General features: G+C 69.2%; 19 protein-coding genes. 8 read left to right on the top strand and 11 right to left on the bottom strand.

The window, feature by feature from the left end; genetic code table 11:
* Nucleotides 1-46: 46 nt before the first annotated feature.
* Nucleotides 47-1,387: a carotenoid oxygenase family protein gene (locus tag ACIBK6_RS10745; protein ID WP_399050681.1), complete on the bottom strand. Its 1,341-nt coding sequence runs from the start codon at nt 1,385-1,387 to the stop codon at nt 47-49.
* 60 nt (nt 1,388-1,447) lie between these two features.
* On the opposite strand from ACIBK6_RS10745, the gene ACIBK6_RS10740 reads away from it, so the two are divergent.
* The 4 genes from ACIBK6_RS10740 to ACIBK6_RS10725 all read left to right on the top strand — a co-directional run bounded on the left by ACIBK6_RS10740 (nt 1,448) and on the right by ACIBK6_RS10725 (nt 5,830).
* Nucleotides 1,448-2,098 carry a TetR/AcrR family transcriptional regulator gene (locus ACIBK6_RS10740; protein WP_399050679.1) on the top strand — a complete coding sequence of 217 codons (651 nt, stop codon included), beginning with the start codon at nt 1,448-1,450 and terminating at the stop codon, nt 2,096-2,098.
* Nucleotides 2,099-2,539: 441 nt separating this feature from the next.
* Nucleotides 2,540-3,379 carry a helix-turn-helix transcriptional regulator gene (locus ACIBK6_RS10735; protein WP_399050677.1) on the top strand — a complete coding sequence of 280 codons (840 nt, stop codon included), beginning with the start codon at nt 2,540-2,542 and terminating at the stop codon, nt 3,377-3,379.
* A gap of 103 nt (nt 3,380-3,482) precedes the next feature.
* Nucleotides 3,483-4,466, top strand: coding sequence for a DUF1702 family protein (locus ACIBK6_RS10730; protein ID WP_399050675.1), 984 nt, complete (start codon nt 3,483-3,485; stop codon nt 4,464-4,466).
* An 83-nt stretch (nt 4,467-4,549) separates the two neighbouring features.
* Nucleotides 4,550-5,830, top strand: a complete 1,281-nt coding sequence (locus ACIBK6_RS10725; RefSeq protein WP_399050673.1) for a cytochrome P450 — start codon at nt 4,550-4,552, stop codon at nt 5,828-5,830.
* Nucleotides 5,831-5,890: 60 nt separating this feature from the next.
* Here the strand turns inward: ACIBK6_RS10725 and mftG are convergent, their stop codons facing one another.
* On the bottom strand, nt 5,891-7,435 hold the full coding sequence (gene mftG / locus ACIBK6_RS10720) for a mycofactocin system GMC family oxidoreductase MftG (RefSeq protein WP_399050671.1): 1,545 nt from the start codon (nt 7,433-7,435) through the stop codon (nt 5,891-5,893).
* 250 nt (nt 7,436-7,685) lie between these two features.
* Here mftG and ACIBK6_RS10715 point away from each other — a divergent pair, with 250 nt between their 5' ends.
* From ACIBK6_RS10715 to asnB, 3 genes are read left to right on the top strand one after another with little or no spacing between them, the layout of a single operon-like run.
* On the top strand, nt 7,686-8,522 hold the full coding sequence (locus tag ACIBK6_RS10715) for an SAM-dependent methyltransferase (RefSeq protein WP_399050670.1): 837 nt from the start codon (nt 7,686-7,688) through the stop codon (nt 8,520-8,522).
* A gap of 11 nt (nt 8,523-8,533) precedes the next feature.
* On the top strand, nt 8,534-10,084 hold the full coding sequence (locus ACIBK6_RS10710; RefSeq protein ID WP_399050669.1) for a GMC family oxidoreductase: 1,551 nt from the start codon (nt 8,534-8,536) through the stop codon (nt 10,082-10,084).
* A 45-nt stretch (nt 10,085-10,129) separates the two neighbouring features.
* Nucleotides 10,130-11,965 (top strand): asparagine synthase (glutamine-hydrolyzing), encoded by a 1,836-nt coding sequence (asnB, locus tag ACIBK6_RS10705; RefSeq protein WP_399050668.1) that lies wholly within the window; start codon nt 10,130-10,132, stop codon nt 11,963-11,965.
* A gap of 135 nt (nt 11,966-12,100) precedes the next feature.
* On the opposite strand, the gene ACIBK6_RS10700 is transcribed toward asnB, so the two are convergent.
* From ACIBK6_RS10700 to ACIBK6_RS10665, 8 genes are all read right to left on the bottom strand, one after another.
* The gene (locus ACIBK6_RS10700; RefSeq protein ID WP_399050667.1) at nt 12,101-13,018 is read right to left on the bottom strand and encodes a TIGR03564 family F420-dependent LLM class oxidoreductase; all 918 of its coding nucleotides are present in this window, start codon (nt 13,016-13,018) and stop codon (nt 12,101-12,103) included.
* A gap of 216 nt (nt 13,019-13,234) precedes the next feature.
* The gene (locus ACIBK6_RS10695) at nt 13,235-13,651 is read right to left on the bottom strand and encodes an SgcJ/EcaC family oxidoreductase (protein WP_399050665.1); all 417 of its coding nucleotides are present in this window, start codon (nt 13,649-13,651) and stop codon (nt 13,235-13,237) included.
* A 126-nt stretch (nt 13,652-13,777) separates the two neighbouring features.
* Nucleotides 13,778-15,226, bottom strand: coding sequence for an MFS transporter (locus ACIBK6_RS10690; RefSeq protein WP_399050664.1), 1,449 nt, complete (start codon nt 15,224-15,226; stop codon nt 13,778-13,780).
* A 184-nt stretch (nt 15,227-15,410) separates the two neighbouring features.
* The gene (locus ACIBK6_RS10685; protein WP_399050662.1) at nt 15,411-16,049 is read right to left on the bottom strand and encodes a winged helix-turn-helix transcriptional regulator; all 639 of its coding nucleotides are present in this window, start codon (nt 16,047-16,049) and stop codon (nt 15,411-15,413) included.
* A gap of 105 nt (nt 16,050-16,154) precedes the next feature.
* On the bottom strand, nt 16,155-17,411 hold the full coding sequence (locus tag ACIBK6_RS10680; protein ID WP_399050661.1) for a styrene monooxygenase/indole monooxygenase family protein: 1,257 nt from the start codon (nt 17,409-17,411) through the stop codon (nt 16,155-16,157).
* 153 nt (nt 17,412-17,564) lie between these two features.
* Nucleotides 17,565-18,443, bottom strand: a complete 879-nt coding sequence (locus ACIBK6_RS10675) for an SDR family NAD(P)-dependent oxidoreductase (protein ID WP_399050660.1) — start codon at nt 18,441-18,443, stop codon at nt 17,565-17,567.
* Nucleotides 18,444-18,456: 13 nt separating this feature from the next.
* Entirely contained in the window at nt 18,457-19,083 is a 627-nt protein-coding gene (locus ACIBK6_RS10670; RefSeq protein WP_399050658.1) for a carboxymuconolactone decarboxylase family protein, read from the bottom strand.
* 34 nt (nt 19,084-19,117) lie between these two features.
* Nucleotides 19,118-20,419: an ABC1 kinase family protein gene (locus ACIBK6_RS10665; RefSeq protein WP_399050656.1), complete on the bottom strand. Its 1,302-nt coding sequence runs from the start codon at nt 20,417-20,419 to the stop codon at nt 19,118-19,120.
* A gap of 564 nt (nt 20,420-20,983) precedes the next feature.
* Between ACIBK6_RS10665 and ACIBK6_RS10660 the strand changes: the two genes are divergently transcribed.
* Nucleotides 20,984-21,628 (top strand): hypothetical protein, encoded by a 645-nt coding sequence (locus ACIBK6_RS10660; RefSeq protein WP_399050654.1) that lies wholly within the window; start codon nt 20,984-20,986, stop codon nt 21,626-21,628.
* Between the two features lie 15 nt (nt 21,629-21,643).
* Here ACIBK6_RS10660 and ACIBK6_RS10655 read toward each other — a convergent pair whose 3' ends face one another.
* On the bottom strand, nt 21,644-22,309 hold the full coding sequence (locus ACIBK6_RS10655; RefSeq protein WP_399050652.1) for a MerR family transcriptional regulator: 666 nt from the start codon (nt 22,307-22,309) through the stop codon (nt 21,644-21,646).
* Nucleotides 22,310-22,634 lie beyond the last annotated feature (325 nt).

The raw sequence follows: 22,634 nt of genomic DNA, 5'->3' as shown, positions 1-22,634 counted from the left end.
CCTTCTTCCAGATTGACCCGATCTCGGGCGGCGGCCGCGATGCCGGTCAGCCCGCGATCCACTGCGCGTGCAGACCGTGCGGCACGCGCACCGGCAGCCGCACGACGGCCGTCGGCTCTCCGGTGAAGTCGGCGGTGTCCAGAACCACCAGTTCGCTGCGGTCGTCCGCCGCGTCGTGGACGAGGCTCAGCAGCCAGCCGTCCGCCTCGGGGGCATCGTGGCCGCGCGGCACGAAGACCGCTTCCCCGCTCTCCCGTCCGGGGCCGAACTCGTGGGTGTCGGTGCGGCCCAGGGCGAGGTCGTGGCGCAGGAGGCCGGGGCCGGCGAGGTGGCCTCCGCTCCCGCACGGCGACATGGCGACCGCGAAACCGTACCGGTTGTACGACCCCTTGTAGCGGTCGTCGATCCTGGGGAATTCCTCGGCGTGCTCTCCCAGTTGCTCCTGCTCGACGGTGCCGCCGCGCGGGTCGATCGTCCATCGCCAGAGGGTGGGGGCGGTTTCGCCCGGCCGAAGGGGCTCGCGGTCGAAGACCCGCGGGTGGCGGACGAGGTGGATGACGATCCGGTTCGAGCTTTCGTAGGCGTTGAGCGGGTGGAAGACGTAGCAGGGGTCGATGTCCATCCAGAGCACGTCGGGCGCGGTGGCCTCGCGCGGCAGCACACCGATCCTGGAATCGTGGTCCGTTCGCCACCGGTACGGGACGCGCGACCCGCTCGCTGCTGTGGCCGGGTCGTAGGCGACCGGCAGGTCGTAGAAGACCGCGTAGCGTTCGGTCAGCGAGAAGGCGTGCATCATCGTTGGGCTCTTCACCGCGATCGGCAGGGTGGTGCGTACCCGGCCGTCCGCGCCGATGACCAAGTACAGGACGTACGGCGGCTCGTGATAGTAGGCGACCGCGAACATCTCCCCGGTGAGCGGATCGATCTCCGGGTGGGCGGAGAATCCGGAGACGAGCGTTCCATCGAAGTCGACGCGGGCCGTCGTTGCCAGGTCGGTGCCGATCTGGACCGGGAGCACTCCGCCGTCACCGAGGGCGAGGATGCGCCCCGCGTGCTGGACGAGGTTGCCCCCGGCATCGTCGGACAGGCCGTGCCGGGGCCCCGGCGTGGGCAGTTCTCCCAAGTGGGCGCAGACCCGGTCCGTCCGCAGCCACCTGTTGCGATACCACTGCGCGCGTCCGTCCTGGATACGGATGGCGTGCACCATGGGCGCCCCTTCGAACGCGTGGCGGCGCGCGTCGGGGGGACCCAGGGGGTTGGGTCCGATGCGGGTGAAGGTGCCGTTGAGCCCGGCCGGCAGTCGCCCCGTCACCTCCGGCTGGATCACGGTGACTTCGCGGGAGACCGGTCGGTAGTTGCCTGCCTGGAAATTGGGTGCGCCGCCCATCCCGCCTCCGTCACATACCAGCGTTACGTAACATTGTTATGCTCGGTTTCCTCTGCCACCATGTCAAGGGTGAGCCCTCGAAAAGCCGCCCCCGAAGTGAGCGCGAATCTGATCGTGGCCGCGGCGCGCATCCTCCAGGAGGAGGGGCCGGGCGCACTGTCCACCCGTCGGCTCGCCGCCGCCGTGGGCACGTCCACCACCGCGGTGTACACGCATTTCGGCGGTATGGACGACCTGGTCAAAGCAGTGGTCCATGAGGGCTTCCGGCGCCTGAACGACCGGATGACCGAGGTCTCGCAGACGGATGACCCGGTCGCCGACGTCGCGGCACTCGGATACGCGTACCGGGCCAACGCCCTTGAGCATCGGTACCTGTATTCGGTCATGTTCGGCGGAGCGAGCCTCGGCGGCTTCGCGCTCTCCGACGACGAACGCCAGCACGGCCGCTACACCCTGGAGACCCTGGTGGGCGCCGTCACCAGATGCATGCGGGCGGGCCGGTTCCGTACCGACGACCCGGCGCGCGTGGCCCACCAGATGTGGATCGGGGTCCACGGACTCGTCACGTTGGAACTGGGCGGATACCTCATCGAGCCCTACGGCGCCGACATGTGCTTCCGGACGTTGGTGTGCAGCCTGCTGGTGGGCGCCGGCGACGACCGGGATACGGCGGCGACAGCCATGGACATCGCCCGGGCGCGCCAGAAGTAGACGACACGTCCCGGTCCGCCACCTGAGCACCGGCCGCAACGCCGTCACGATCCGTAACGCGTTCAGGCGCGCGGAATCACGGATTCTGTTGCCACGCCCGCCAATTCCAGTGATCGAATTGGCGGGCGCCACCATGCCCACCCCCTGCCCTTCACCGTCGCGGCCCGACGCGCCCGTGGGTGAACGATCACCGCACCTCGACGGGCAGCCAACCGCGGGCACGGCGGACTCGGAGATTTTCGAAATTTACCGGACGGTTGCCCAGTGGGCGGTCAGCAGGAACACCAGACACGCTGGCCCAATTGTTCACACGCACCGCACGGAAACTGACAGATGCAAATCCGATACAGGCAACTTCAAAGAAGTGCTGAAGACCGGAGCATGCGCATCATCGAACCGCATCTCAGTGGCTGGTGAAGCGAATCGGCAGCCGATCATGAGTTGGCCTCATCTGACAACGGGGGTCCTGTGGAGGTATCCAAGCTTGCGGTGGAACGCGCCATAACGACGATGTGGGATCACTACAGTGAGCCCTTATCCTTAGATGAGATTGCAGACACCGCGGTACTGAGCAAGTTCTACTTCTCCCGGGTCTTCCGCAACGTCACCGGTACCTCGCCCGGGCGTTTCCTGACGGCGATCCGCCTGTACAGCGCGAAGAATCTCCTTCTGGAGACGTCACTGAGCGTCACCGACATCGCGTATCAGGTGGGCTACAACAGCCTGGGCACGTTCACGACCCGGTTCACCCGGAGCGTCGGCGTCTCACCTACCCGATTCAGGTCACTGTCCAACAGCGGCCTGCCGCCGTTGCCGCGCTTCGACACGGACACGGACTGCGGGACCGGCACCGTGCACGGCACGGTCGTGCTGCCGCCGAGCAGCACGCCGCTGCGCGTCTACGTCGGCGCGTTCGGCAGCCCCATCGTCGAGGGCATGCCGGTCTCCTGCGACATCCTCGAATGCCCCACCGACGCCTGCCGCGTGCTGGAATACCGACTGAGCGCGGTGCCCATCGGCGAATGGTACGTACGTGCCGCCGCCGTCGCGGTCCGCTGGGCCGACGTGGATCCCCGCCCCTGGGCGCGCCACCCCCTCCTGCTGGGCGCTGGGAAACCTGTCGTGATGCGCTCCGGCCACGATGTCGAACTCCGCATCCCGATGCGCACCGTGGACCGGACCGATCTACCGATCTTGCTGGCCCTGCCGGAACTGGACAACCGTCTGCTCCCCGAAGGGACGCGAAGTCCGCTGCGGACCCCGGAGCTCGCGTCCCTTTGACCAGGCGTCACGTCCGCATGCGGAGCGTGGCGCGCCAACCGGAGGCAGGCACGCTCCCCCTCAGATCTCCGGGTAACAGGCGATCCACCGAGAGGAGAGAGGCATGACCAGTAGTTGGCGAGCGCTCCGGCGCCGAATCCTGACCCCCAGCACGTCGCAAGCGAACCTTTCCGTGCGCGGTTTCCACGTGAAGAGCGCAGCCGCGCGGGAGATGTTGGAGACCGTGGGCGAGACCTTCCTCACCGGGTACGCGTATGCGGCCGAAGCCCGCGCGCCACATGACGCCGAAGACCGTCTTGAGTCGGTTCCTCGGGAGTTCCGCGGTTTCGCCTACGAGGGCGCCGGCATGGGCTTCGCGATACGCGACGGCCTCCCGTTCGGTGGCCGCAACGTGAGCCGCTTCCTTGAGGGCAGGGCCAGGGACCACATCTACATGGTCTATGTCGGGATCGGCTGGGCCATGGCCCGGCTGCCGCGGCTGCGTTGGGCCAAGGCGTCCGCCGCCGCCGCGGATCCGCTGCTGCGCTGGCTCGTCCTGGACGGATACGGCTTCCACCAGGCCTACTTCCGCACCGAGCAGTACGTGCGCCGGCAGTACCAGGAGCCGGACTTCCCGTGGCCGGCCGGCGGACCGGCTTCGTACGCGAGCCGCGTGATCGACCAGGGCGTCGGACGAGCGATCTGGTTCGTCGCCGGAGCCGACCCCGACCGGGCCGCCGATCTGATCGAGGCATTCGACAAGAGCCGGCACGCAGACCTCTACGGCGGGGCCGGCCTTGCCATCACCTACGCCGGCGCCGTCGACCAGGAAGAGCTGCGGACCTTCGCGCGGCGCGCCGGGGCCCACCTGCCGCAGGTCGCCCAAGGCGCGGTGTTCGCCGCGACCGCCCGGTTCCAGACCGGCCTCGTGACGGAGCACACCGAGCTGGCGACCCGGTTGCTCTGTGGCATCACGCCGGCGCAGGCGGCCGACCTCGCCGACAAGAGCCGCACCGAACTCCCGGACGCCTCCGGCGTCCCCGCGTACGAACTCTGGCGGCAGCGCATCGCCTCGGGGCTCGACCAACTCCGGCGAGCCCGTCCGTGACCATCACGAGTTCCCCGGCCGGCCGGCAACGGCGCAGGATGCCGGGCCCGTCGCGCCTCCTCGCCCTTCCCGTCCTCGCCAGGATGGTGCGAAGCCGACTCGACGTGATGGTGTGGGCGGCAGCCGAATACGGCGACGCGGTGCGGCTGCCGCTCGGCCCCAAGACGCTCCACTTCTTCAACCACCCCGACCACGCCAAGCACATCCTGGCGGACAACGCCGAGAACTACACCAAGGGCCTCGGCATGATCCACGCTCGGCGCGCCCTCGGAGACGGCCTCCTCACCAGCGACGGTGAGGTGTGGCGCCGCCAACGCAAGGCGATCCAGCCGGTCTTCCAGCCCAAGCGGATCGCCGGGCAGCTGGGCGCCGTCTGTGACGAGGCCGAGAGGCTGGCCGCACGTCTACGCTCCCTGGCCGGCACGGGGCCGGTGGACATGCGCGCCGAGATGACCGCGTTCACGCTGGGCGTGCTCGGACGCACACTCGTCGACGCAGACCTCAGCGCGTTCGACTCGCTCGGCGACTCGTTCGAAGCCGTCCAGAACCAGGCGATGTTCGACGCCATCACCCTAGGCACCGTGCCGCTGTGGTTTCCGCTGCCCCTGCAGACACGCTTCCGGCGGGCCCGGCGGGACCTGCAGCGCATCGTCGACCGGCTGGCCGCCGATCGCGCCGCCGGGCCGGCCGGCGACGACATCGTCTCGCGACTGATCGAGTCGGTCCGCCACGAAGGGGACCAGCGCCTCGGACGGGTCCGCATGCGCGACGAGTTGGTGACCTTGCTGCTCGCCGGGCACGAGACCACGGCCAGCACCTTGAGCTGGGCGTTCCATCTGCTCGACGCGCACCCGGAGGTGTGGCTGCGGCTGCACGACGAGGCCGCGAAGGTCTTCGGGCACGGGCCGCTGACCATCGAGAGTCTGCGCGAACTCACGTACACCACGCAGGTCCTCCACGAGGTCATCCGCCTCTATCCCCCCGTCTGGCTGCTGCCCCGCATCGCCCGCGGGCAGGACGAGATCGGCGGATTTCCCGTCGGCGCAGGCGCTGACGTGCTGCTCTGCCCCTACCTGCTGCACCGGCATCCGGCGTTCTGGACGGCGCCCGCCCGCTTCGATCCGGAGCGGTTCACCCCGGCCGCGTCGGCGGGACGGAACCGTTACGCCTACATCCCGTTCGGCGCGGGACCGCGGTTCTGCGTCGGCAACAGCCTCGGCATGATGGAGGCCACCGTCGTCCTCGCCACGCTCGCACGCGATGTGCGTCTGAGGAAGGTGCCCGGGTACCAGGTGACCGGCGAGGCGATGCTGACGTTGCGGATCCGCGGCGGCCTGCCGATGACGGTGCGCCCGGTGACCTGACGGGCTTCGCGGACGAAGCACCGGCCGGGGATCCTTCCCCGGCCGGTTCGTGTGGTGCCGCTACGCGCGCAGCCAGTCGGCCGTACGCTCACCGATCATGATCGAAGTGAGGTTCGTGTTGGCCCGGACCGTGGTGGGCATCACCGAGGCGTCGCAGACGTAGAGGGACTCGATCCCGTGGACCGAGCACCGCTCGTCGACGACGGCCGAGGGGTCGTCCGCCGGCCCCATGCGCACCGTCCCGACCGGGTGGTAGGCACTGTCGAGGCTGGTCTTGACGTACTGGCGGATCATGTCGTCGTTCTCGATCACCGCTTCGCGCAGGACGACGAAGCCCTGCCCGAGGCTGCGGATGCCGGGATGGTTGGCCAGGCGCCAGCTGGTGCGTACGCCCTCCACGAGCAGGTCGAGCTCCCGGCCGCCGTCCGAGAGGAAGTTCAGCTCGATCCGGGGCGGCTCCAGGGGGTCCGTCGAGGTCAGCACGAGTCTGCCGCGGGAGCGCGGCCGCTGCGACACGACCATGACCCCGAGGATCATCTCCGTTCCCGAGAGCATCTGCAGCTCCGGAAAGTGCGTCAGATCGAAGTGGTTCACCATGTAGTACTGCAGGTCGTTCGTTTCGTCGGAGCCCGGCGCGGTGGTGCGGAGGATTTCCTGCAGGAACGGGCCCGACGGATCGCAGACGCCGGGGCGCGGCGCGAGGAACGCGCCGGTGCGCTGGTGGTCGACGAGGTTCGCGCCGACGCCGGGCAGGTCGGCGCGGCTGTCGATGCCGAGCCGCCGCAGTTCGGTGGCGGGACCGATGCCGGACCGCATGAGGATCGTCGGCGACGCCACCGCTCCGGCGGCCAGGATCACCCGCCGCGCGCTGATCGTCTCGTATCCGCCGCGGGCCGCGGAGGCCGTCACACCGACGGCGCGGGTCCCGTCGAACACGATCCGGTCGACGACGGTGTGGGCCCTGATGTCCAGGTTGGGACGGTCGCGTGCCGGTGTCAGGTAGGCCATCGCGGTGGTGACCCTGTGCAGTCCGTCGCGCCGGTTCGAGGGGATCGGGCCCACCCCGGTCGCCTCGGGATGGTTGTGGTCCTTGGCCTCGGGAAAGCCCGCGTCCAGGCAGGCCTCGACGAAGGCGAGCTGTCCGGGCACCAGCTCGTCCGGGCGCCAACGGCGGATCGGGTACGGCCCGTTCGACCCGTGGTACTCGCCGCCGAAGTCGAGATCGTCCTCCAGCCGCCGGAAGTACGGCAGCACTTCCTGCCAGGACCACGACGGGTTTCCGGCGGCCGCCCACTCGTCGTAGTCAGCGGGGAGCCCGCGCAGCGCGACCGTGGCGCCGACGGCCGACGAGCCGCCCGTCACCTTGCCCCGCGGGAAGCGGATCCTGCGCCCCTCGTGGATGTCCGCCTTGAACTGCCAGTCGTGGTCGTGGAAGGACATCGCGTTGCCGGTGCGGATGTCGTCGGGCGTCTCGTGCGGCGACACGTAGTCGGGACCGGCTTCGAGGAGGAGCACACGGCGCGACGTGTCCTCACTCAGTCGCGCGGCGAGCACGGCGCCGGCCGAACCAGCGCCGACGACGATGTCATCGTATTGCGGCGTCATACATCACCCTCGCTGACATGGGCTGCGGGAAGCGCGACGCGAGACGGGCGCACGTCGCCGGGGAGACGGCAGAGTTCCGGGTCCCCGTCGCCAAGCGTCGCTTTCGACGGATGCCGGGGACTACTCCGGCGTTGCCCGGCGCCTTCCGCAGGCCGGGCACGGAGCGAGAAGCCCCACCCGCCTCCGCGCCGTCACGCTGGTGTCGTGAAGGCCGCGAGCTCCGGTGCCGCGGCGCGAAGGAGGCTGCAGCATGTCGGAGAATCCATCGGCACCGCGTCGTGAGGAGGCGCCGGTCGGGGTGAACGCCATGATCCCCAACACGGCCCGGATCATGGACTATCTTCTCGGCGGGACCGCCAACTTCGCGTCCGACCGGGCCGTCGGCGACACCGCGTTCGCCAACTGGCCGGGTCAGCCCGGCGGTGTCGAGGGAGTGCGCGTCGACCTCCACGCAGCCCGCGACGCGCTCGGGCGCATCGTCTCGCACCTGGCCGGCGAGTGCGGCGTAAGGCAGTTCCTCGACCTGGCCAGCGGGCTGCCCACCATGGGCAACACGCACGAGGCCGCGCGCAGGGCCGCGCCCGGCTGCCGCGTCGTCTACGTCGACAACGAACCCGGCGTCACCGCGCACGGGCAGGCCCTGCTCGCCTCCGACGCCGACACCGTCTTCCTGGACGGGGACTTCCGCGATCCGCACGACATCCTGCGCAGGGCCGCCAAGGTGCTGGACTTCTCCCGGCCCGTCGGGCTCGTCCTGTTCGGTGTGCTCCACTTCGTCGAGGACACCGACGGGCCCGAGCGGATTCCGGCCGAGCTGCTCGCCGCCGTCCCCTCCGGCAGCTACCTGGCGCTCTCCCACTTCGCGAAGGACGACACCGACGTCGCCCTCAACGCGATGCTGACAGAGATGGACAAGCAGACGGGCGATTCCGTGGTGCGCCGCACCCGTTCCGAGGTCGAGCGGTTCTTCGACGGCATGGACGTCGTGCCGCCCGGTGTGGTGCCGACCGAGTCGTGGCGGCCTCCGCAGGGCGCTTCGGGACCCGCGCCGCTGCCCATGTGGTGCGGCCTGGCCAGCAAGCGGTGAGGGCGGCCACCATGTCGGCACCGCGGATCTACGACGACGTCATCGTGGGGGCCGGCAGCGCCGGGGCCGTGCTGGCCGCCCGTCTCAGCGAGGACCCCGGCCGACGGGTGCTGCTGATCGAGGCGGGGCGGCACTACGCCACACAGACGGCGACTCCGGACGACCTCCTCGACGCCAACGCCATGTCGCTTGTGAAGCACAGCTGGGGGTTCACCACCCAGCTCACCCGCGATCGCCGGGTCATGTTCCCGCTCGGCAAGGTCACCGGCGGCTCCTCCGCCGTGGGCAATACGGTCGTGATCAGGGGAACACCGCAGGACTATGACGAGTGGGCCGACAGCGGCAGCCCGCTGTGGAGCTGGAAGCACGTACTCCCGGCCTTTCGCGGGCTGGAGGACGATCTGGACTTCGGCGACCGTGGCGTCCACGGCCGCGGCGGCCCGGTGCCCGTCAGACGATGGCGCCCCGAGGAGCTGACGGAGGTTCAGCAGGCCTTCCTCGACGTCTGTCTGGCCGCCGGCCACCCGTGGGCAGAGGACCACAACGACCCCGAGTCGACCGGTGTCGGACCGATCCCGTCCAACCGGCGCGATCCGAGGACCCGCGTCTCGACGGCGATGTCGTATCTGTGGCCTGCGAGCGGGCGGGCCAATCTCTCGATCCTGCCCCGCGCCCTCGTCGACCGCGTCGTGTTCGAGGGCGAGCGTGCGGCGGGCGTCGTGCTGTCCGTGGACGGCGGCCCGTGGGAGACCGTCCGGGCCCGGCGGGTGATCCTGTCGGCCGGAGCCGTCGCCTCCCCGGCGATCCTGCTCCGCTCGGGCATCGGGCCCGGGCAAGACCTGCGCGGTCTCGGCCTGCCGGTGCGGGCGGATCTGCCCGGTGTGGGCGCGGGGTTGACCGACCAGCCGCGCATCGGGGTGTTCATGACGCCCAAGCCGGGCTACGAGAACGAGGGCAAGTCGACCGGGCAGATCGTCACCCGTACCAGCGACAGCCGGTTCAACGACCAGTACTACGCGATGGTCAACCGCTTCGACCTCACGCTCCACTTCCCCGAACTGCGCCGCGTCGCCGGGGCCAGGGCCGTGTTCGGGGTGATGGTCGTGCTGCGCCGGCAACACTCGCGCGGCCGGGTCACCCTGGCCGCGTCCGACCCGTACGCCGCTCCCCGCGTCGACCTGGGCTACCTCTCCGACGAGCGCGACTACGGCCTGCTCGCGGACGGCGTCAGGGGCTGCTGGGAGCTGGCGAGTTCGCCGAAGATCTTCGACAAAGGCGACCAGCTGGTCGCGCTCGACGAGCGCGTCATGGACGACGACGAGGCGCTGCGTGACTACATCGAGAGGGCCGTCGACAGCGCTTACAACCCGGTGGGGACCGTACGCATGGGGCCGGCCGACGACCCGTGGGCGGCCGTGGACCAGCGGTGCGCCGTGTACGGGGTCGAGAACCTTCATGTCGTGGACGCGTCCGTCATGCCGAGCATGGTGTGCGCCAACACTCACCTGACCGTCGTCATGATCGCCGAACGGGCGGCCGCGCTGCTGCGCGGCTCCGGCTGACCCGGCCCGGACCGAACCCATTGGACTGCCACAGGAGGCGGGCAGATGTGCGGAATCACCGGCTGGGTCTCGTTCAACCGTGACCTCACGCGCGAACGAGAAGCCCTGGACGCGATGACCGGGACGATGGCGTGCCGGGGCCCTGACGCCCGCGGCACGTGGATCGACCGCCACGCCGCGCTCGGCCACCGGAGGCTGGCCGTGATCGACTTGGTGGGCGGGGCACAGCCGATGACGGTGCGCACCGAACAGGGCGAGGTGGCGCTCGTCTACAGCGGCGAGGTCTACAACTTCGTCGAACTGCGCGATGAGCTGATCCGGGCGGGAGAGCGCTTCACGACGTCCAGCGACACCGAGGTCGTCCTGCGCGGCTACCTGCGCTGGGGGACCGAACTGGCCGACCGCCTCAACGGCATGTACGCGTTCGCCCTCTGGGACGCGCGGGACCACAAGCTCGTGATGATGCGCGACCGGGTGGGCATCAAACCGCTCTACTACTACCGCACGCCGGACGGCGTGCTCTTCGGCTCGGAGCAGAAGGCCATTCTGGCCAACCGGCTCGCCCGGCGCGTGGTCGACACCGACGGGCTGCGCGAGGCTCTGTCGTACGCCTTCACGCCGGGGCACGCGATCTGGGCGGGAATACAGCAGGTCGAGCCCGGCACGATAGTCACCGTCGACGATGCCGGCGTGCGCGAGCGCACCTATTGGCGGCTGCGGACCCGGCCGCACACCGCCGACGTGGACACCTCGGTCGGACATGTACGCGAGCTCCTCGACGACATCGTGCGCCGACAGCTCGTCGCCGACGTGCCGCGCTGTCTACTGCTGTCCGGCGGGCTCGACTCGAGCACTCTCACCGCGTTGGCCGCCGCCCATCTCGCCGGCGAACGCGTGCCGACCTTCGCGGTCGACTTCACGGGCCAGGCGGAGAACTTCACGCCGGACGACCTGCGCGACACCCCGGACACCCCCTTCATCCATGAGGTCGCCGAGCACGTCGGCGCGGAGCACTCCGATATCGTGCTCGACCCCAAGGCACTCGCCGACCCCGACGTCCGCAAGGCCGCCCTCGTGGCGCGGGACGCCCCGCTGGGCGTGGGCGACATGGACTTCTCGCTGTATCTGCTCTTCAAGGCGATCCGCGAGAAGTCGACCGTCGCCCTCTCAGGAGAGGCGGCCGACGAGTTGTTCGGCGGCTACCGGCACATGCACGTCCCCGCCATCCAGCGGGCACGGGCCTTCCCCTGGATCGCCGTCAGCGTGGGCCCGTTCGACAAGGACGCCACCGGACTGCACCCGGGTCTTGTGTCGCGACTGAAACTGGAGGAGTACCGGCTGGAGAGGTACGACAGCGCCGTCGCGGAAGTCGAGCGGCTGGAGTCCGAGGACGACTTCGAGTACCGCATGCGGGTCATGGTCCATCTCCACCTCACCCGCTTCATGCGGTACATGCTCGACCGCAAGGACCGCATGAGCATGGCGGTCGGCCTCGAAGTCCGCGTACCGTTCTGCGACCACCGGCTCGTTGAGTATGTCTACAACGCGCCCTGGGCGCTGAAGACCTACGACGGCAGGGAGAAGAGCCTGCTGCGGGGAGCTGCCAAGGAAATGCTTCCGTCGTCGGTCGCCTGGCGGCCCAAGAGCCCGTATCCGTCGACCCAGGACCCGTATTACAGCCGGGAACTCCAACAGCAGGCAAGCGCACTGCTGACGCGCCGCCATCATGAACTCTTCGAACTGGTGGACCGGGGCTGGCTCAAGGCCGCGACAAAGCGCGACACCGCCGGGATGGGCCGGCTGACGCGGCTGGGCCTGGAGCGGGCCCTTGACCTCGCCGTGTGGCTGGACGTCTACCACCCCGACCTCAGGCTCCCCTGACGCCGCGGGGCCCCGCACCGGTCCGCCTGAGCAGATGCTCCTCACGGTGGCGGGGGCTGGCCGGCCAGCCCTGGAGATCCCGGACGAGCGCGGCGCCGGCTGCTCCCCGGGGTGCGCGTGCGGTCGCAAGGGCACTCAGCCGAACGACGCGATGAGCTCCAGACTCCGCGCGTTCTCCTGGTCGGTTCCGAAGAGCGTCGCCACAAACTCGGTGGCACCCGCGTCGGCGAACCGCCGCAGTTCGCGTTCCACGGTCGTCTCGTCGCCGATGATCGCCACGTCGACCGCCGTGGCGACGCCTTCGCGGTCGAGCATGGCCCGGTAGCTCGGCTCCGCACCGGTGCCCACTGCCGCATACACGTTCCCCAGCGATTCTCGCCTCGCCGACCGGTCGTTGGTCACGCACACGGCCAGCCCCACCACGACGCGTGGCCCCGGACGGCCGGAGCGGCTCGCGGCACGGGTGACCGTCGGCACCACGTGATCGGCGATCGTGCGCGGCCCGGTGAACTGGGTGACAGTTCCGTCCGTCTGTTCACCCGCGAGCCGCAGCATGGCCGGGCCGAGCGCGGCGAGCACCAACGACGGCGGCGTCGCGCCCGGCACGTCGAGAGCACCGACCGCGGTCAGCGTCTCGCCGCGGTATTCGACGGATTCTCCGCGCAGGAGCGGCGCCAGAGCCAGCAGGTATTCGCGCACGTGTCGGAGCGGCCGGTCGTAGGAGTGTCCGTAGGCCCCCTCGATGGTGGCTCGGTGGCTCGGACCGATGCCGAGCGTCAGCCGGCCACCCGTCGCGCTCTGCACCGTGAGGGCCTGCCCGGCCAGTGCCAGGGGGTGCCGGGGGTAGGTCGGCACGACGGCGGTGCCGAGCTGGATGCCGGGTACCTCACGACCGGTGACGGCGAGCGTGGTCAGTGCGTCGCTCCCGAGGACCTGCGGCAGCCACGCCGTGCCGACGCCCGCCTGCGCGGCGGCCCTGACCTGTTCGACGACCCCGTCGAGGGTCGCGCCGTGCGTGATGACGAGCACGCCACTGCGCATGTCGGAGCTCATGATCACCTCGTGTGCTCGGGCGCCGACCGGGTGCAGTCGTGCACGTCGGCCGTCGAGGAGTTCGGGTCGTGGGAAGACGGCCGACGGTCGTGACGGCGCGGCCGACGCGGATGTGAATTCCCGGAGCGTGCGACGCCCAGAAGGGGTCCCAGCGTGGTCTCCCCGTCCCGGGCGGCCGGGACGGGGGGACCGGGGCGCGGCCGTGTCAGCCCGTGGTCACCGCCCGCCGGGTCCGACGGAGGGGCTGTTGCTGTAGGCCGCGAGCTGCCACGTGCCGTCCTTCTTCGCGAGCACCCAGGTCGCGTATGCGGTCCGCTCCGGCGGTGCCTCGGTCTCACCGGGGATCAGGATGCCGGTCCGGCTGATGACCACGGCCGCCTCGTCGTTGAGGAAGCGGACGTCCAGCACGTTGTCGGACGACCGCGTCCCCTTCAGCGGCCCGTTGAACGAAAAGGCCATGGCGTCGCGGATCTCCTGGCGCGACTTCAGGTACGAGCCGGGCAAGGTCGCGCTGGCGTCCTCGACGTACTCGGCGACGAACGCGTCCGGGTCGGCGTTGTTCCAGGCCTGGTAGACGCCCTTGACGACGTCAAGGATGGCGGCCTCTTCCTGCTTGCGGGCTTCGGTGGTCACGATTCTTACCTCGTTCTCGTTCGAGTTCTTCGGACGTGTTTCTTCGGACGTTTTCTTCGGATTGCCGCGGTCGCCTGCCCAGGAGAGCGGTCGCGGTGGGCTGACAGCCGTTCCCTTCTGCGTGACTCAGTCGCGGGCCGCCGATGCGGTCGTTTCGGCGGGCCGCACGGGTGGGGCGGTGGCATAGGCGGGGGCGCGGTGCGAGGGGTAGGCCAGCGAGACGAAGATGCCGGCCGCGGAGAACGCCGCGCACAGCCAGAGCGCATGACTGAAGTTGGTGATGAAGATCTGGTGGGAGGTGTAGTTGCCGGCGTGGGCAAAGGCGGTCGCGGTGAAGGCGACTCCGAAGACGCCCCCGAGTTCGCGCAGCGTGGCGCTGGTACCCGAGGCGATGCCGGTCTCGTCCGGGCCCACCGAGGTCATCACGCCGTTCGCGACAGTCGGGAAGACGATGCCGATGCCGACGCCGGCGACGAGCAGCCCCGCGATGACGCCGCTGAAGCTGACTCCGGGTGTGGCGACCAGCGCGACCCATCCGAACCCGATCGCCTGCAGGGCCATGCCCAGGGCCATGAAGGGACGGTTGCCGTACTTGTCGGCCAAGGGGCCGACGACCGGGGCGATGAACATGGACACGGCGGTCCAGGCGAGCAGGTGCAGGCCCGCCTTGAGCGGACTGTCGCCGAGCCCGGACTGGAGGAACTGCGACATCAGGAACAGCGCGCCGAACAGGGCGGCGTACATGAAGAAGGTGACCCAGCTCGCCGTGTTGAAGGCTCGGTTGCGGAACAGTTCCAGGCGCACCATCGGCCTGCGCCTGCGCCCCTCGACCACCAGGAACGCCGCCACCACGACCGCTCCCGCGATCAGCGAGAGGACGACTTGCCAGCTGCTCCAGCCGACGCTGCTGACCCGCACCAGCCCCCAGGCCAGGAGGAAGAATCCGACGCAGGCCAGGGCCAGTCCGTAGAGGTCGAGCGGCTGGCGGGGCCCGTAGCTCTCGGTCAGCTTCAGCAGCGAGAGCAGGCCGGCCACCAGGCCGATGGGGACGTTGAACCAGAAGATCCAGTGCCAGCTGAGCCCGTTGACGACCGCGCCGCCGATAACCGGTCCGATGGCGACCGCGAAGCCCGAGACCGCGCCCCACATGCCGATGGCCGCGCCGCGCTTCTCGACCGGGAAGGCGTCGCTGATCAGGGTGAGCGAGATGGGCATGATGACGGCGGCGCCCAAGCCTTCTCCGGCCCGGGCGGCGATCAGCACGCCGACGCTCGGGGCGAGCGCCGCCAGGGCCGATGCCGCCGCGAAGATGACCAGCCCGACCGCGAACGCCCGGCGGCGCCCGAAGCGGTCGGCCAGCGCGGCGGCCGGCAGCAGGAGGCACGCGAAGGTGAGGACGTAGGCGTTGATGGTCCATTCGAGGTCGCCGATGTTCGCGTCGAGGCTGGTGCGCAGCACCGGCAGGGCGGTGGTCACGACCAGGGCGTCCAGGGCGGCCATGAAGACGCCCACTGAGCTGAGGGCCAGTGTCCAGCCCTTACGGGGTGCGAGTGCCCCGGATTCGACGGATTGCATGGTCGCTCTCTCCCTCGGGAGGCTCTGCGGCCTTCAGCCACGGCAACACACTAGTTCTTTGAAGCATCTGGTTCAATTTTTGTACCACAGATCAGAGTGCGGGGCGCGCGGAACCTGCTCACGGGAACGGGGTACTGCGAGCGAGGCGGCAGCTACTGGCCCGCCCCGCCCTCCGCGGGCGTCACTACTTGATCAGGGACCTGATCAACCGCTCGTCGCCGCCGAGCCTCATGCGTCCCGCCTCGATGGCGTCGTCGAGCGTTTCATCCCCGGCGATCAGCATTTTGAGGGTGTGGGCGTCGGTCTGGACGGTCGCCTCGGGCTCGTAGGCGACGGCGCGCGTGACGTCGAGGCCGGTGCCGCTGAAGCGCAGGATGAAGCGGTCGTCGTCGATGCGCATGTCGCAGGTGCCGGCCACGGGCGCCCCGGCGGCGAAGAGGTACTGGGCCTGGGAGCGCAAGGAGAGCAGGAGGGAGTCCACGGTGGAGGGGGCGTGCCGGTCCCAGAAAGGCGACGCGACCGCCCAGTTGCCGAGCGCGAACAGGACGGGTTCCAGGGACCGGCCCCATTCGGTCAGCTCGTACACCGGGCCGCTCACCGGGGCACCGGCGCGGTACTTGCGCAACACACCGATCTCTTCCAGGTCGCGCAGCCGCATCGTGAGGATGTTGGAACTGGCGCCGCTGAGAGCGTCTTTGAGATCACGGAAGCGCTTCGGCCCGAGCAAAAGCTCGCGCACCACCAGAAGGGCCCACCGCTCCCCCACCAGGTCCAGCGCGTGGGAGACGGGGCACCCTTCGCCGTAAGTGCGCTTCTTGTTCATTCCTTTACCATAATCCGTTCCGGATTCGATCCCAGCCCCGCGACGGGAATCCGCGTCGGCAGCGGCCTTCCCCGTTTCCCCTGGCACCGCGGTGAGGCCCGCATCTCAGCGGCCCGATCCACTCGCGGCGCCGACCACCTCGGCGAGGTAGACGGCGGCCTTGTCCGGGTCCGTGAACCATTCGAGGAAGTCGTTGGGATCGTCGAAGGCCTCGGTGTACCGGTGTGCGATCGCGGGGAACTGGCCGGCGGCGCCCAGGAGTTCGAGCATGTGCGGGGGCGGCGGCTGCAGCATGATGTTCGTCCATTCGGTGGTCGCGCGCCCGTGCAGCGTCCAGAACGATTCGAAGGCGCGCTCCATGAACGCGGCGTCGAACGGCCGGTCCCCGTGCTGCACGATGGCGTTCAGGTAGACCGCCGCGAACTTGGCGGCCATGTTCGCCCCCTGCCCCGTGATGGGGTCGTTGGCCACGACGACGTCCCCCATACCCAGCACGCGGCCGCCTGAGGGCAGCGTCGCCACTGGATGACGGACCACCGGGGTGAATCCGCCCCGCAGGGTGGCGCCCGCGTCGGTGAGCTCCAGCTTGGTGTACTTTTCGCGCGTCCACGGTACATGCAGCTCAAGCAGTTCGAGGAAGCGCTCCAGATGCTGCTGGGGGGACCGGATGTCGCCGAAAACGTCCAGTGGTCCGCCGGGGACGGCCTCGAAGAACAGGATGTGGCAGGGGCCCGAAACGGTAAGGGCGGGCATCACGATCATCTCGCCCTTGCCCGGCAGCATGTGGAACTCGACTGTATGGTCGCCGGGGCCGGCCGGATCTGGCTGGTACCCGTTGACGTAGACGACCGAGAGCATCCGCTGCGGCGCCGTATAGGGCGATCGGGACGCGTCGCGCTGGAACATTTCGGCCAGTCCGTCTTTGCCTGCGGCGATGATGACGAGGTCATGGGCGCCCGCCATCGTGTCGAGGTCCGCGACGGTGGCGCTCTGAATGATCAGCCGGCCACCGTTCTCCTCGAACAGCCGCAGCCAGCGCGCCATCTTGAGCCGTTGGTCGACATCCGCACCCGGCTTCTTCAGCGGGCTGACCCAGTCGACGACCGGGGTGGGGCCCTCGGCGCCCACCATGAAGCGGGTGAAGGGGGTATGGGGCGCCTGCCCCTCCCAGAAGTAGATTCCGAGATCGCGCTCGAACCTGAGCGTGCTGTCGAATTGGAACTGCGACGACATGATGGTCCCGTTCTCGATCTCGTCGGCGGTGCGCGCTGACATCACGGTGACGTCGTAGCCGTGCTGTTGCAGCCCGAGTGCGAGTTGCAGCCCAGCCTGCCCGGCGCCGACGATCAGGACTTTGAGCATTCCGAGCCACCCTCTCTTTTCATGGTGCCGCGAGGATTTCTTGTAGGCGTTCTCAACTTCGTCTCAAGTGTCCTTGCGCCGGGGGCTGCCGCCTTCTTTCGTTTTGCCCAGCAGAGCTGCGGCGCGCGCATCCACATGTGCGGCCCGGGCCCCTCACGGCGTCGGGAAGAACGTGCGGACGAACTTCTCCCAGGCCCGCTCTCCGAAGAACACGCGCTGGGGCCGCAGCAGTCGCACCGGGATACCGAGGCGATAGCGGATCCGTGGACGACGCACGGTGATCGCCCTTTCTACGAGTGCGGCGACATCGCCCGCGCGCAGCGACAGACGGCCGCGGCCCGTCGGATGCTCGACTTCCCGATAGGCACCGTGCCAGACGACGAACCGCTCCCAGAAATCGCCGTAGGGGTCGTGGTCGGTGGAACCGGGAGCGAGCCCCAGATCACCCACCGTCGTCGGGACGAACGCGCCGAGGATGGGCGAGGGTTCGATGATCACGACCTTGATGCCGAAGCGCTGCACCTCAAGCCGGAGCGAGTCGCCGATCGCTTCGAGTGCGTGCTTGGTGGCTTCGTAGTAGCCGCGCCCCGGGGTCGCGAAAAGCCCGAAGATCGACGACATGATGACGATGCGGCCCGCCCCCTGTTTCCGCATGCCGGGCAGGACCAGTTGCGTCATGCGGGAGAGCCCGAAGACGTTGGTCTCGAACTGGCGGCGGACCTCGTCCATGGGCGTCTGCTCGATCGTGCCGTTGAGACTGTACGCAGCGTTGTTGATCAGCACCCCGACCGCACCGTGCTCGGCGGTGATCCGGTCGACCGCCGCAGCCATCGACTCTTCGTCGGTCACGTCGACCCGCAGGGTGGTGATGCCCTCCTGCTTCAAGTCCTTGAGCCCCTCCAGGCTGCGGCCGCTCGCGTAGACCGGCCATCCTGCGCGGTGCAGCCGGAGGGCGAGGGCTCTGCCGGTTCCCGACGAGAGGCCGCTCAGGGAGGAGACACCGGTGATCAGAATCGCGCGGGAGGCAGTCATGACCGGACCCTTCTCAATCCGCCGCCGCGGCCGCTGACGGTCCGGGATCGTCCGGCACCTCCTGCTGCGAAATGCGGCTCCTGGTCACCGTGGTGCCGAGCCCGAGGCCGTCCACGAGGCGGGTGATGAAGTTGAACAGCGCCGCGCAGAAGAACGCCTCCAGCAGGTCGTCGGCGGTCCAGCCGGCGTCCAACGCCGTCTCCCAGTCGTCATCCGTGATCCGGTAGGCGCTGCGGCTGAGCTTGGTCAGCAGGCGCAGCAGCACGCGGGTGCGCTCGTCCACCGGAAGGTCGTCGGGCGAATCCGCGGCGTCGATCGCGCGGGCCAGTTCCTCGCTGCCGCCGAAGACCTGCAGGAAGAAGTTGTGCGTGCCGACACAGTACGGGCACTGGTTCACCTTCGACGTCCAGGAGGAGATCAGTTCCCTGGTCTGCCGGGGCAGCTTTCCGTGGTTGAAGACACCGTCGTAGCCGGCGAGCATCGTTTCGAGCAGTTCCGGCCGGGACGAGACCAGCCGGAACATGTCAGGCACGAAGTCCAGCGAGGTGACTTTCTTCGCCCGCTCATAGAGCTCGGCCACGCGTCCGGTCGCGTCGGCCTCGTCAATCAGCGGAACACGAACTCCCGCATTCCCATCCATGTGCACACCTTTCTCCTTGTGGACCGACCAAACCTCATGAACCGACCGAAACGCGTGGCATGTTCCTGCGGCGGAGTACGGGCATCGCCGCCGCCTGGAAGTCGAGTTCAGGGTCAAGCCCCTGCACGATTCCCTCGACCACCAGGAGCGACAGCAACGGAAACGCAAACTCGGGCACCGGATACACGCCGAAACGCCGTTGGATATCGAAGAGCCGTCCGGCGAATTTGGCCAGGCTGAATTCCTTGGAAACGACTCCGGCCGTCTCCGTGACGAGGCCGGCAAGCTCCGCGCGAAATCCGCCGAGATCGCAGCCGTCGGCGATACTCGCCGCGCTCTCGATGATGATCTCGGCGCAGAGCGGACCGTTCCCCATGGCCATGTTGATGAAGAAGTCCCCGAAGGTGGCGCGCACCGGATCCGACAGCTTGATCACGAAGCCGGCATCGAGGATGACCAGGGAACCGTTGCCTTCGATGTAGAGGTTGCCCGGGTGCAGGTCGCAGTGGACGAGTCCGTCCACGAAGAGCATCTCGTAGACGGCCGACATCACCCTGCGCGAGGCGGCCCGGCGCGCGTCGGCGCAGAACGATTCCGGCGCGGTGCGGGCCAGTCCCTCCACGTACTCCATCACCAGTACGTCCTCGGCGCACAGGTCGGGCAGGGGTGCCGGAATCCGTATCCAGGGGAACTCCCGCAGGTTCGCGTGGAGGCTGCCCAGGGCCGTGCGCTCCGCCGTGAAGTCAAGCTGGCGCAGGATCGCGCCGCCCACCTGCGCGTGCATGACCGTGAAGGGCATGGACCGCAGACGCGGCAGCCGCTGTAAGGCGCCCATGGCCAGCGCGACCAGCCGGAAGTCGCGTCGCATCACGCGGCTGATGCCTGGCCTCCGCACCTTCACCGCCACCCGTCGGCCGTCGAGGGTGACGGCGAAGTGGACGGTCGAGATGCTCCCGGTGGCCACCGGCGTCCAGCCGAACTCAGCGAACGGCCACGTGTGCCCCCGGTACGCGCCGCGCACGGCGCGCTCCAGGACGGCGCGTCGGGGCGGGGGCGTGGCGTCAGCCAGTCGGCCCAGCTCCGCGCAGACGCGTTCGGGCAGGAGATCCCGCCGCGTGCTCAGCAGCTGGCCGATCTTGATGTAGGAGGGTCCCAGCGACGTCAGCAACGCCGTCAGACACGCGCCGGCGCGCTCCCACGGCCGCCGCCGCAGCCGTGCACCGAGCGCGCCAGGGCCAAACGCCACGGCATAGCCGAGCACGGTGCCGCAGACCCGAACAATGCGAAGGGCCGTGCCGGGCAGTTCCGTCAGAGGAGCACCCGCCGCTCTCGCCATGTCCGTCCTTCCCCCAGCGCAATGGACCACGTACGCCGCGCACAACAGCGCGCAAAGTCACCGTCAGCGGCTGAGAGAATCGTCGGCGGGGGGCGAGGTGACCGGCTACTTCGAGCGTGCCCTGCCCCGCTCGCCCCTCTGTTGCCCGGCCACGCGGCCGGACACAGCGCCGGCTGCCCGTGGGCGGCTGCGGCATACACGGCAGCCGCCACCCAGCCGGGGCACACATGGCAGCGGCACGATCGAAGAAGCACCGCACATGCCGCCCCGCCACACTGGAGCGCACAACTGACAAGCACCACAGGGCCGGAGGGCGAGCGGATGGCGCGATCGCGGTATCGGGCACACCGGGCCATCGGGGAAACAAGGATCACGTCCAACAAGTGGGACGCCGCACGTGACGCGGTCACGGATGTCTCCGAGCGCTTCGGCGCCTTGGTCGCGTGCGCGGATCCACGGGCCATGGCGACGGCCGACTGGAGCGTGGCGGACGCAGCGGCCCACGTCGCCGCCATAGCTTGGCTCAACGCCTCCAGGTTGTCGCCCGGTGACACACCGTTTCCGATGCCGGCCGTACACGAGCAGGTCGCCGCAGCCACGGTCGACACCATGCACACCGGTTTGAACCCGGCGCTCCTCAAGGCCTACCCGGAGCGCGATCCCGGCGAGGTCGTGGGCCGACTGCGTTCCTCGATCGAGGAGATGCTCCGGCTGACCGCCACAGAGGACCCCACCACAACCCTTGAGTGGCTCGGCGGATCGCGGATCCCGCTGGCCGGCCTGGTGGCCCACCTGACCAACGAACTGCTCGTGCACGGTCGCGACATCGCGCGCGCCGTCGACGCACCCTGGCACATACCGCATGAGTACGCGGCACAGTTCTTCGAGCTCTTTCTGGTCGAGATCGCCCGCAATGGTCCCGGACACCTCCTGGACCGCGACGGGCCGGTGCGCCGGGGCCGCATCGCGGTGGAATTCCGCTCCGACTACACCTCTCCCGTCACGATGGTCCTGGATACGGGCGACATCTGGATCGAAGAGCCGAGCCGCGACAACGACGTGCGCGTCTTCTTCAAGCCCGCCGCGCTGACCCTCGTGCTCTTCCACCGTGTCCCGCACGCGCGAGCGGCCTTGACGGGCTCACTGCGTGTCTGGGGCCGGCGCCCGTGGCTCCTCGGCCCGTTCCTGCATGAGGTCCGCCTCCCCTGACGCCCCTGGCGTGCCTCATCGCGGTGTGCGGGAGGCCTCTTTGTTCCGGCGTGAGGACTTGTCCTCCAGTGCCAATCGTCTCAGTGCCAGGATCGCGGGCTCCAGCAGGACGGCCACCACAGCGGCCCGCTCGGCCTGCGGCGAGGCGCCGGCCGCGCCGTGAATCTGGCGGCTGTCCAACGCGGAGATGTCGTCCGCGAGTTGGGCATAGGGCAGCAGAGTCTGCCACTCGATGTCGACGCCCAGAGCCGACAGGGCTTCCAGGACGCCACCGAGTTCCCGTACGGCTGGTGCCGTGGCAGGCACGCACCACCCCATCTCCTCGATGAGGCTCCGGGCGTCCGTGAAGCCGTTCGCGTCCCGCTTCGCCGGTGTCACGGTGCCCTGCGCCGACTTGCGTTCCACGAAGGCCGAACCAGAGTCGAGCACCTTCACGAGGGCCTGTCCGGGGTCGTCCTGTGCGGCTGTGATCGCGCCCACGATCTCCTTGGTGACGCTGACGGGGAGACGCCTGATGTCGATGAGCGCGCGGATCAACCGGAGTCGGTGCAGATGGTGTTCGCCGTAGTCGACCTCGGTGGCCGTGACCCGTTCACCGGAAGGGAGCAGCCCGCTGCGCACGTAGTACTTGATGCTCGCGATGGACACCGCGCTTCGCCGACTGAGCTCGGCCAACCTCATGCTCTCCTCCCCATTCCTTACGGGCGCCGACTGCCGGGTCAGCCACGTTCGGCGTTGGAGATTCAAGGAGATGTGCGACCCACGGGCAGGGCCTTTTCGCTCGACGATCGTAGCTGTCGCCTCGGGGTACGGCTTCTTCGCAATTGCCGTCTCCTTGATCATGCCGAAACGCTCGCGCCCCTCAAAGGGGCACCTCCCGCTGCAGTGTTGTGCGCTGATCGACTTTCCGGAACGCCCCTGCGGCTCACGCACGCCCATCGTCGCGACCCGCCTCAAGTGGCGCCCGCAGGTGGCAAGGCGGGAGAAGGCAACGAGACAGACGGTT

The sequence above is a fragment of the Streptomyces sp. NPDC050485 genome (assembly GCF_044458185.1).
Taxonomy (GTDB): Bacteria; Actinomycetota; Actinomycetes; order Streptomycetales; family Streptomycetaceae; genus Streptomyces.
The sequence above is the reverse complement of the archived record's forward strand: the minus strand, read 5'-3'. Positions and strand labels throughout refer to the sequence as shown.